Genomic DNA, 10,044 nt, shown 5'->3' with positions numbered 1-10,044 from the left:
GTTGGTGGCTGCGCGGTTGATCTAACCCCCCTGTGTAGCCGGTGCCATGTGTTCACTGCTTTTGTAGGAGCGGGCTTGCCCGCGAACACCGGCTTGGCCGGTGCCCTGCACCGCGGTGTATGTTTCGCGGGCAAACCCGCTCCTGCAAGCGCTGCCCGGATCGCGTATATAGTGACTCGAGTCTTGTCCAAGGAACTCCACGCGTGCTGGCAACTTCCCTCGTCCTGATCGCCGCCCTGCTGCATGCCACCTGGAACACCCTCATCAAGTTCAGCGCCGAGCGCCTGCTGGTAATCGCCAGCATGGACGCGGTGGCGCTGGTCTTCGCGGTGCTGGCGGTGGCGTTCGTCGAGCCCCCTCCGGCGGCGATCTGGCCATGGCTGCTGGCCTCGGCGCTGGCCGAGCAGGCCTATCGTGTCCTGCTGATCAAGGCCTACCGGGTCGGTGACCTGGGCCTGGTCTATCCTCTGATGCGGGGATTGTCGCCGCTGGTGGTGCTGGGGCTGACCCTGGCCTTTGCCGGTGAATCGCTGAGCAACCAGCAGATCATTGGCATTCTGCTGATCCCCTGCGGCATGGCGTGTCTGCTCTGGCAGGGCGGTGGCGGTGATCGTCTGCCCTGGTCGATGCTGCCGGTGGTGGCGCTGATCGGCCTGTGCATCGGCTGTTACACCTGGTTCGACGGCCAGGCGGTGCGCCTGTGGGGTAAACCCTGGGACTACCTGGTCTGGCTTACGCTGCTGAGTGCCTGGCCGTTCCCGGTGCTGGCAGGCGTGGCCCGACGTGAACCCTTCGTGCAGTTCTGGCGCAGCCAGTGGCGGCTTGGGTTGGCGGTGGGGCTGTGTGTATTGCTGAGTTACGCCCTGGTGCTGTGGGCCATGCACCTGGGGTCGGTGGCCGAGGCGGCGGCGCTGCGGGAGGTCAGTGTGATCCTGGTGGTGCTGTTGGGCATGCGCTACCTCAAAGAACCTTTTGGCGGTCCGAGACTCTTAGCTTGCGGGCTGGTCCTGGCAGGCATGCTGGTGATGAAGCTCTGACCTTTCTGAACGAGGAGCCAGTCCATGACCGTTGCCCTGTGGTGCATCCTGATCGCCCTGGTCCTGCCGCCGTTGTGCGCATTGATCGCCAAAGTCGCCAGTGGCCGTTTTGGCTTGAGCGACAACCATGATCCGCGAGCCTTTCTCGACACGCTCTCAGGCTTGCCTCGGCGCGCTAATGCGGCGCAGCAGAACGGCTACGAGGCGTTTCCTGCCTTCGCCGCAGCGGTGCTGGTGGCCGATATCGTCGGTAACGCCGAGCAAGTGACCCAGGATGTACTGGCGGTGCTGTATATCACCAGCCGGCTGCTGTACATCATCTGTTACCTGGCGGACTGGGCGGCGTTGCGCTCGCTGGTGTGGTTTGCCGGGTTGGCGTTGATCGTGTCGTTGTTCGTCGTATCGGCGTGAAGCCATCGCGGGGCAAGCCCGCGATAGCTTCACCACCGATCACGGCACCTTCGGCACTTCAGGCAGGGCAGCCCCCTTGGGCCACAGCATCCAGATCTGTCCTTGCTGCTTCATGTTGCCTGCCAGCTCGCCGGCCTCGGGGCCGGTGCCCCAGAACAAGTCGGCGCGCACTTCGCCGGTGATCGCGCCGCCGGTGTCCTGCGCACCCACCGGGCGCACCACCGGCGAGCCATCCGGCCGGGTGGTGGACAGCCACAGCAGGCTGCCCAGCGGAATCACCTTGCGGTCGATGGCCACGCTGTAGCCTGCGGTCAATGGCACGTTGAGCGAGCCGCGCGGGCCTTCGTTGCTGTCGGGGCCTGCGGCGAAGAACACATAGCTCGGGTTGCTCGCCAGCAGCTCCGGCACCCGCTGGGGGTTGGCCTGGGCCCAGGCGTGGATGCTGCCCATGGTCACGTCTTCTTTTTTCAATTGGCCCTGGTCCACCAGCCAGCGGCCAATCGGTCGGTAAGGGTGGCCGTTCTGGTCGGCATAGCCCAGGCGCAGTTGGCGACCGCTTTCCAGTTGCACGCGACCGGAACCCTGGATCTGCAGGAACTGCAGGTCCATCGGGTCGGTCAGCCAGGCCAGCACCGGCGCCTTCACACCCTGGCGGTTGATCACTTCGGCGGTGTCGTAGGGCTTGAGCACGCGACCTTCGAGACGACCGCGCAGGCGTTTGCCCTTGAGTTCGGGGTATACGCTGGCCAGGTCGACCACGATCATGTCGTCGGGCGGACCATAGACCGGGACACTGGCCTTTGCCGTCCGTGTCAGGCTGCCGGGATAGACCGGTTCGTAGTAGCCGGTGATCAGGCCATTGGCGTTGTTTTCTGCAGAGCGCAGACCATAGACCTGCAGATTCTGTTGCAGGAAGGCGCGTACCTGGGCGGCGTCTGCCGGTACTCCGGCAGCGGCATTGCAGGTAGCGGCCCACACCGGATCACGCTTGAGTTTCTCGCAGCCGTTGCGCCAGGCCTGGAAGCCTGCGAGCAGGTCGGTGTCAGTGACGCTCGGTAAATCTTGCCAGGTGGCATCGGCATAGGTGGCGATGGCGTGGGGCTCAGGTTTTGTACCCTCACCGCCGTTGCAGCCGGCTAGCAGGGCCAGGGCCGGGAGTGCCCAGGCGAGAGGGCGCAAAGCAGATTTCATAAGCAGGGTCCTGTTGCGGGCAGAGATGAAAAATCGCCCTTGTCTTTTGTGTGGCTATTGGTCTTTACCCGGCGGGCAGCGATACTGGCGACCCGTTCATGCAGGCCGAAGAGACCGTGATGTTCAAGCGATTGACCGTAGTGCTGCTCGCCACCCTGGCCCTGACCGCTTGCGAGCGTGTCGATCCGAACTCGCCATTGGGCCAGCGCAAGGCGATCTTCAAGGACATGCTCAAGACCAGCGAAGACCTGGGCGGTATGTTGCGCGGCCGCTTGCCGTTCGACGGGATGAGGTTCGCCGAGGGGGCGGTGAAGCTCGATACCCTGGCCCACGAACCCTGGCAGCACTTCCCGCAGGCGCGTGACGGGGGGGACAGCAGCGCCCGGCCTGAGGTCTGGGAGCGCCAGGCGCGGTTTCATGACCTGGCCCGCCAGCTCGAGGGGGTTACCGGCGAACTGGTCGGTGTGACCCGCAGCCAGCCACTGGATGCGGCTGGGCTGAAGGCGCCGATGGACCGCGTCGAGGCGGCGTGCAAGGCCTGTCATACCGAGTTTCGCAATCATTGATGATCTGCAGTGCCCTGTGTGGGAGCGGCCGCGCTTGCCGTTGGCCTCAGCGTTCGAGCTCGTCGACCGCTTCCTGCAGTTCTTTCTTCGCCTCGGCGAGCTTCTCCTTGCGCTTGTTGATCTTTTCCGCGTCACCTTTTTTCATGGCCTTGTCCAGGTCCTTGGTGCGCTGGTTCACCTCGTGGCGGGCATCGAGCACCTTCTGCTCGCGTTCCTTGCGCAGGCCCGCATCGGTGCAGTGTTCGGTGACTTCGCTCAGTGCCTTTTCCAGGCCCGCCTGCTGATCGGCGTTGCCGTGGGCGCGGGCTTGCTCGATCTGGGTGCTGATGGCCTGGCGCTTGGCGGCGCAGCCGGTCAGCTCCGGCTGCACCTCTGCGGCCAGGGCGCTGTTGGCGACCAGGCCCAGTGCGGAAGACAGAATGAAGGTCGAGAGCAGTTTCATGAAGGGCTCCAGTCGGGAGGCGGCAGAAACGGAAATGCTGCCCTGATCTGCGAAAATTAGAAACCCTCTATTGCATGCCGACGCAGTTCTCCGGCCACGGCCAGCACTTCCTCATGGGCGAAAAAGGCCCGCAACTGCCCGGCCCTGCCACGGCCAACCCCCGGTTCGGCAAGCCATTGCTCAATGTTTCGGCTGGCCAGTGTCTGCCAGTCCGGGCCCAGGCGCAGGTTACTTGGGGCCGGAACACCCAGGGCGCGCAGCCAGCGTTCGAACGGCTGTGTGCGGGCCGTCATGAAGGCCTGATGCAGTTTTTCGGCGCGTACGCTGCCAATCCCCGGGACCTGCAGCAGGTCATCCTGGCCAAGCTCCAGCCAGCGGGTCAGGGTGTCGCCCAGGCCTTGCTCGGTGAGTAACTGCCAGGTGCCGGGGCCCAGGCCTGGCATGTTCAACCCTTGCTTGCCCGAGAGCCACGTGAGGCGAGCAAGGTACTGTTGGCTGCAGTCGTCGCGAGGTGTCCAGCAACTGAGCGGGTGGTAGCTGCCTGGGTCGGGTACTGCGACGGGGACGCGCTGCAGACTGCGCAGCACCACACTTTCGAACCGCGGGATGGTGAGCCCGGCCAGGCTCACCGCCACCTGGTCTCCGGGGCGGATATCCAGTTGCTGCCAGCGCTGCAGCGAGCCGAGGCTGATCTGGCGAACGAGGCGGTCGTCCAGCTTTACAGGCTGAACCTCCAGCAGCGGGGTGATGCGGCCGCTGCGGCCGATGCGGAAGCTGACCTGGCGCACTTCGGTCAGCACCTGGCGGTAGGGGTATTTCCAGGCAGCGATCCAGTAAGGCGCCTGGGCCCGCCAGCGCGTGGCGGGCGGACGGCTGTCCTGGCGCAGAATCACGCCATCGGTGGCGAACGGCAGGGGTGAGCGGTACCAGTGTTGGCGCCAGTGGGCCGCTTGTTCGAGGTTGTCGATCGGCACGCTCAGGCGGCGGCTGTCAGCAAAGCCCAGCGCTTCCAGCTGGGCCAGGCGCTGCGCCTGGTTTTCGGGACCCTCGGGCCAGTCCCAGACGAACAGCCCGATCCCTGCGGCCTGGTCCGCAGGCAGTTGCTTGCGTGCCAGCAGGCCGGCGACGATGCCACGAGCGTTGACCGAACCTGCCTGTGCCTGCACATGGTCTTCGAGCTGCCAGTACAGCTCACCTTGGAGGACAAGGTCGTGCGGCCCGGATAGTTGCCGTATGTCGGCACGCAGGTGCGGGATATGCCGGCTCCAGTCGTGGCCGTGCACACCATCGCCGCGGCTGAGCAGCGTGCTCAGGCGTCCCTGTCGGTAGATCAGCGACACCGCGACGCCGTCGACCTTGGGCTGTATCCAGACAGCCTGCCGGCCCTGCAACCATTGGCCTACAGCGGCTTCGTCGGCCAGCTTGGCAACGCCGGTATGTGCCACCGGGTGGGCATGTGGACCTGCGGCCGTGGCCAGTGGCGAGTCGCGATGAGGTTGTCCGAAACAGCCTTGCAGGTGCTCCAGCCGATGCCGGCTCTGGTCGTAGAGTTCATCGGCCACTGTGGCAATACCCTGGCGATGGTAGCGGTCGTCCCATTCGGCGAGGGTCTGGCGCAATTGTGCGATTTCATCGGTGGCGCGCCGTGGCGGCCAATCGGGGCAGGGGGTGGCCAACGCTGCTGAGCTGCAGGCGATGAGTAGCAGTAGGGTGAGCAAGCGAATCGACATGGCCAGCATCCTTGCATGGCAGGAGGAAGGGCTCAGCCTAGGCGCCGATGTTCAGGTGTGCCGGGACAGGACTGTCAGGTGATGTGTCACAAAAAAGCCCCTGCTGATTGCTCGGCAGGGGCTTTCCGTTACTGCTGTAGGAGGCTTACAGGCCGGCGGCGTCGCGCAGGGCGGCGGCGCGGTCGGTGCGCTCCCAGGTGAAGGTGGTGAAGGTGTCGTCACCCACGGTCTTCTGCTGCGGCTCACGGCCGAAGTGACCGTAGGCGGCCGTCTCCTGGTACATCGGGTGCAGCAGGTCGAGCATGGTGGTGATCGCGTAGGGGCGCAGGTCGAAGCACTCGCGCACCAGCTGGATGATCTTGTCGTCGGACACCTTGCCGGTACCGAAGGTGTTGATCGAGATGGAGGTCGGTTGGGCTACGCCGATGGCGTAGGAAACCTGGATCTCGCAACGCTCGGCCAGGCCTGCGGCAACGATGTTCTTGGCCACGTAGCGACCGGCGTAGGCTGCGGAACGGTCGACCTTGGAAGGGTCCTTGCCGGAGAACGCGCCACCACCGTGACGGGCCATGCCGCCGTAGGAGTCGACGATGATCTTGCGACCGGTCAGGCCGCAGTCGCCCACCGGGCCGCCGATGATGAAGTTGCCGGTCGGGTTGATGTGGTACTGGGTGTCCTTGTGCAGCAGTTCGGCCGGCAGGGTGTGCTTGACGATCAGTTCCATCACCGCTTCCTGCAGGTCTTTCTGCGACACTTCAGGGTTGTGCTGGGTCGACAGGACCACCGCGTCGATGCCGACCACCTTGCCGTTCTCGTAGCGGCAGGTGACCTGGGACTTGGCGTCCGGGCGCAGCCATGGCAGCAGCTTGGACTTGCGCGCTTCGGCCTGGCGCTCGACCAGGCGGTGCGAGAAGCAGATCGGCGCAGGCATCAGCACTTCGGTTTCGTTGCTGGCGTAGCCGAACATCAGGCCCTGGTCGCCTGCGCCCTGGTCTTCCGGCTTGGAGCGATCGACGCCCTGGGCGATGTCCACCGACTGCTTGCCGATGATGTTCATCACGGCGCAGGTGGCGCCGTCGAAGCCGACGTCGGAGCTGTTGTAGCCGATGTCGATGATGACCTTGCGCACCAGGTCTTCCAGGTCGACCCAGGCCGAGGTGGTGACTTCGCCGGCGATGATGGCGACACCGGTCTTGACCAAGGTTTCACAGGCTACGCGGGCGTATTTGTCCTGGGCGATGATTGCGTCCAGGACCGCGTCGGAAATCTGGTCGGCGATCTTGTCCGGATGCCCTTCGGACACGGACTCGGAAGTGAAAAGGGAGTATTCGCTCATCTCGAGGGGTTCCTAAAATTTACCGATGTGTGTGTCGCCAGCGGCCCGCTGGAAATGACGGACCTGAATCTGGAAACCGTTACGCAAGCCAACATAGAGGCTGTCCCCGGGAGTCAGCCCCGCAGCATTGGCCCAGCGGGCCAGGTCGTCCTGCTCGAAGCCCAGCCAGAGGTCGCCGCAGGCGTCCCGCGCCCACCCCTGGTTATGGCTGCACAGCTCGGTGACCAGCAGGCTGCCGCCCGCTTTCACCCGTTTGGCCAGCAGGCGCAAGGCCAGGGCCGGGTCGCTGAAATGGTGCAGGACCATGTTCAGCACAACGCAGTCGGCTTCCACATCCGTTGCACCCAGTGCATCGGCCAACTGCAGGATTACATTATCCAGGCCTTCACGTTCGCAGACCTGGCGAGCCAGTTCGAGCATGGTCGGGCTGTTGTCCATCGCCGTGACCTGAGCGAAGCGCTGCGCCAGATCAGGCAGGAAGCCGCCATCGCCGGGGCCAACCTCCAGGGCGCTGGCGTCGCTGCCAAAGCTCAGCTTGTCGAGCAGGGCCAGCAGGCTTTCGCGGTATTGCGGTACACCGGCGATCAGGTCCTGCTGGGCACGGAATTTTTCTTCGACGCGCTGGAAAAAGTCCTGGCTGGTGGCCGCGCGGCGTTGTTGCACCTGGGCAATACGCGCCTGCACGTCGTCCGGCAGGGCCAGTTCGTCGATTTCCTCGAGCAGGGCCGCATGCAGGCGTCCGCCTTGGCGCAGGCTGTCGGGCAGGGCGCGGCGATAGAAGATCGCGTTGCCTTCGCGGCGCGTGGCCACCAGTTCCGCCTGGGCCAGCACCTTGAGGTGGTGGCTCATGCCGGACTGGCCGATGTCGAAGATCTGCGCCAGCTCCAGCACGCCGAACGAATCGCTGGCCAGGGCGCGCAGGACATTCAGGCGCAGCGCATCGCCACTGGCCTTGCACAGGGCAGCCAGTGTATCGCTTCGCTGGGGGATCGCTTGCGCACGCAGGTTCATGGGGCGGCAGTCTAGACAGGCATCGTTGTCCTGGCAAGCCAATATCAAAAAGTTTTGATATTGGCTGATGGGTGGCCGATACCAGGCTTTGGAATCCGTGGGAGCGGGTTAACCCGCGAAAAGCACGAAGCCGATCTCGAGTTTTTTACCCGAAGTGCCCTCCAATCACAGGAAAAATCCCCGACTGCGACCATCCGTCATTGCCCCGGAGGCCCCCAGTGGGCGAAAATGGCCGCCTTTTTTCGTTTCACTACTTATTCAAGCCTCAGGAGATAAGCGATGCCCAGCCGTCGTGATCGTGCCAACGCCATTCGTGCCCTCAGCATGGATGCCGTGCAAAAGGCCAACAGCGGCCACCCAGGTGCCCCCATGGGCATGGCGGATATCGCCGAAGTGCTTTGGCGCGACTACCTCAAGCACAACCCGAGCAACCCGAATTTCGCCGACCGCGACCGCTTCGTGCTGTCCAACGGCCATGGTTCGATGCTCATCTATTCGCTGCTGCACCTGACCGGCTACGACCTGTCCATCGATGACCTGAAGGCGTTCCGCCAACTGCACAGCCGCACCCCGGGCCACCCGGAATACGGCTACACCCCGGGCGTCGAGACCACCACCGGCCCGCTCGGCCAGGGTATCGCCAACGCTGTCGGTTTCGCCCTCGCAGAGAAAGTGCTGGCGGCCCAGTTCAACCGTGAAGGCCACGACATCGTCGATCACAACACCTACGTGTTCCTGGGCGATGGCTGCATGATGGAAGGTATTTCCCACGAAGTCGCCTCGCTGGCCGGCACCCTGGGCCTGAACAAGCTGATCGCCTTCTACGACGACAACGGCATCTCCATCGACGGCGAAGTGCACGGCTGGTTCACCGACAACACCCCGGCGCGTTTCGAAGCCTACAACTGGCAGGTGATCCGCAACGTCAACGGCCACGACGCCGAAGAAATCAAGATGGCGATCGAGACCGCGCGCAAGAGCGACCGTCCGACCCTCATCTGCTGCAAGACCATCATCGGTTTCGGCTCGCCGAACAAGCAGGGCAAGGAAGACTGCCACGGCGCGCCGCTGGGCAACGACGAAATCGCCCTGGCCCGCAAGGAGCTGAACTGGAACCACGGCCCGTTCGAAATCCCGGCCGACATCTACGCCGAGTGGGACGCCAAGGAAGCCGGTGCCAAGGCCGAAGCCGAGTGGAACCAGCGCTTCGACGCCTACGCCAAGGCCTTCCCTGAACTCGCCGCCGAGTTCAAGCGCCGCGCTGCTGGCGACCTGCCGGCCGATTTCGCCGAGAAGGCCCAGGCCTACATCAATGAAGTCGCCGCCAAGGGCGAAACCATCGCCAGCCGCAAGGCCAGCCAGAACACCCTCAACGCCTTCGGCCCGCTGCTGCCCGAGTTCCTCGGTGGTTCGGCGGACCTGGCCGGTTCCAACCTGACCCTGTGGAAAGGTTGCAAGGGCGTCGAGGCCAATGACGCCAGCGGCAACTACGTGTTCTACGGCGTGCGCGAGTTCGGCATGACCGCCATCATGAACGGCGTGGCCCTGCACGGCGGTCTGGTGCCTTACGGCGCCACCTTCCTGATGTTCATGGAATATGCCCGCAATGCGGTGCGCATGTCGGCGCTGATGAAGCAGCGTGTCATCCACGTCTATACCCACGACTCCATCGGTCTGGGCGAAGACGGACCGACCCACCAGCCGATCGAGCAACTGACCAGCCTGCGCAGCACGCCGAACCTGGACACCTGGCGTCCGGGTGACGCGGTCGAGTCGGCCGTGGCCTGGAAAGCCGCCCTGGAGCGCAAGGACGGCCCTTCGGCGCTGATCTTCTCGCGCCAGAACCTGCAGCACCAGGAACGCAGCGCCCAGCAGATCGCCGACATCGCCCGTGGCGGCTACGTGCTCAAGGACTGCGCCGGCGAGCCTGAGCTGATCCTGATCGCCACCGGCTCCGAAGTGGGCCTGGCCGTTCAGGCGTTCGACAAGCTCAGCGAGCAGGGCCGCAAGGTCCGCGTCGTGTCGATGCCAAGCACCAGCGTGTTCGACGCCCAGGACGCTGCCTACAAGCAGTCGGTACTGCCGTTGGAAGTCGGTGCGCGTATCGCCATCGAAGCTGCCCATGCCGACTTCTGGTACAAGTACGTCGGCCTCGAAGGCCGCGTCATCGGCATGACCACCTACGGCGAATCGGCCCCGGCCGCCGCGCTGTTCGAGGAGTTCGGCTTCACCCTGGAGAACATCCTGGGTACCGCTGAAGAGCTGCTGGAAGACTGATGCATCAAGCCTGGGGGCAGTGATGCCTCCATCGATCGCGGGG

9 protein-coding genes are annotated in these 10,044 nt (G+C 64.5%); 4 read left to right on the top strand and 5 right to left on the bottom strand.

What is annotated here, in order from left to right; translation table 11 throughout:
• Positions 1-203 precede the first annotated feature (203 nt).
• Positions 204-1,037 (top strand): DMT family transporter, encoded by an 834-nt coding sequence (locus ACPZMI_RS15090; RefSeq protein WP_186665831.1) that lies wholly within the window; start codon positions 204-206, stop codon positions 1,035-1,037.
• 24 nt (positions 1,038-1,061) lie between these two features.
• Entirely contained in the window at positions 1,062-1,448 is a 387-nt protein-coding gene (locus ACPZMI_RS15085) for an MAPEG family protein (protein WP_054894820.1), read from the top strand.
• Between the two features lie 39 nt (positions 1,449-1,487).
• On the opposite strand, the gene mltA is transcribed toward ACPZMI_RS15085, so the two are convergent.
• A complete protein-coding gene (gene mltA, locus ACPZMI_RS15080) occupies positions 1,488-2,639 on the bottom strand; it encodes a murein transglycosylase A (protein ID WP_426352568.1) in 1,152 nt (383 codons plus the stop codon).
• A gap of 119 nt (positions 2,640-2,758) precedes the next feature.
• Between mltA and ACPZMI_RS15075 the strand changes: the two genes are divergently transcribed.
• Positions 2,759-3,205, top strand: coding sequence for a c-type cytochrome (locus ACPZMI_RS15075; RefSeq protein WP_186666110.1), 447 nt, complete (start codon positions 2,759-2,761; stop codon positions 3,203-3,205).
• Between the two features lie 46 nt (positions 3,206-3,251).
• Here ACPZMI_RS15075 and ACPZMI_RS15070 read toward each other — a convergent pair whose 3' ends face one another.
• From ACPZMI_RS15070 to ACPZMI_RS15055, 4 genes are all read right to left on the bottom strand, one after another.
• Entirely contained in the window at positions 3,252-3,647 is a 396-nt protein-coding gene (locus tag ACPZMI_RS15070) for a DUF1090 domain-containing protein (RefSeq protein WP_186708281.1), read from the bottom strand.
• A gap of 56 nt (positions 3,648-3,703) precedes the next feature.
• Positions 3,704-5,377 carry an NAD-dependent DNA ligase LigB gene (gene ligB, locus ACPZMI_RS15065; protein ID WP_426352567.1) on the bottom strand — a complete coding sequence of 558 codons (1,674 nt, stop codon included), beginning with the start codon at positions 5,375-5,377 and terminating at the stop codon, positions 3,704-3,706.
• A gap of 145 nt (positions 5,378-5,522) precedes the next feature.
• Positions 5,523-6,713, bottom strand: coding sequence for a methionine adenosyltransferase (metK, locus tag ACPZMI_RS15060; protein WP_186665837.1), 1,191 nt, complete (start codon positions 6,711-6,713; stop codon positions 5,523-5,525).
• Positions 6,714-6,725: 12 nt separating this feature from the next.
• Positions 6,726-7,724, bottom strand: coding sequence for an ArsR/SmtB family transcription factor (locus tag ACPZMI_RS15055; RefSeq protein WP_186665838.1), 999 nt, complete (start codon positions 7,722-7,724; stop codon positions 6,726-6,728).
• Positions 7,725-8,003: 279 nt separating this feature from the next.
• Between ACPZMI_RS15055 and tkt the strand changes: the two genes are divergently transcribed.
• Positions 8,004-10,001 carry a transketolase gene (gene tkt, locus ACPZMI_RS15050; protein ID WP_186665839.1) on the top strand — a complete coding sequence of 666 codons (1,998 nt, stop codon included), beginning with the start codon at positions 8,004-8,006 and terminating at the stop codon, positions 9,999-10,001.
• Positions 10,002-10,044: the final 43 nt, after the last annotated feature.

The sequence above is a fragment of the Pseudomonas wayambapalatensis genome (assembly GCF_049942315.1).
In the GTDB taxonomy this organism is placed as follows: Bacteria; Pseudomonadota; Gammaproteobacteria; order Pseudomonadales; family Pseudomonadaceae; genus Aquipseudomonas; species Aquipseudomonas wayambapalatensis.
The sequence above is the reverse complement of the archived record's forward strand: the minus strand, read 5'-3'. Positions and strand labels throughout refer to the sequence as shown.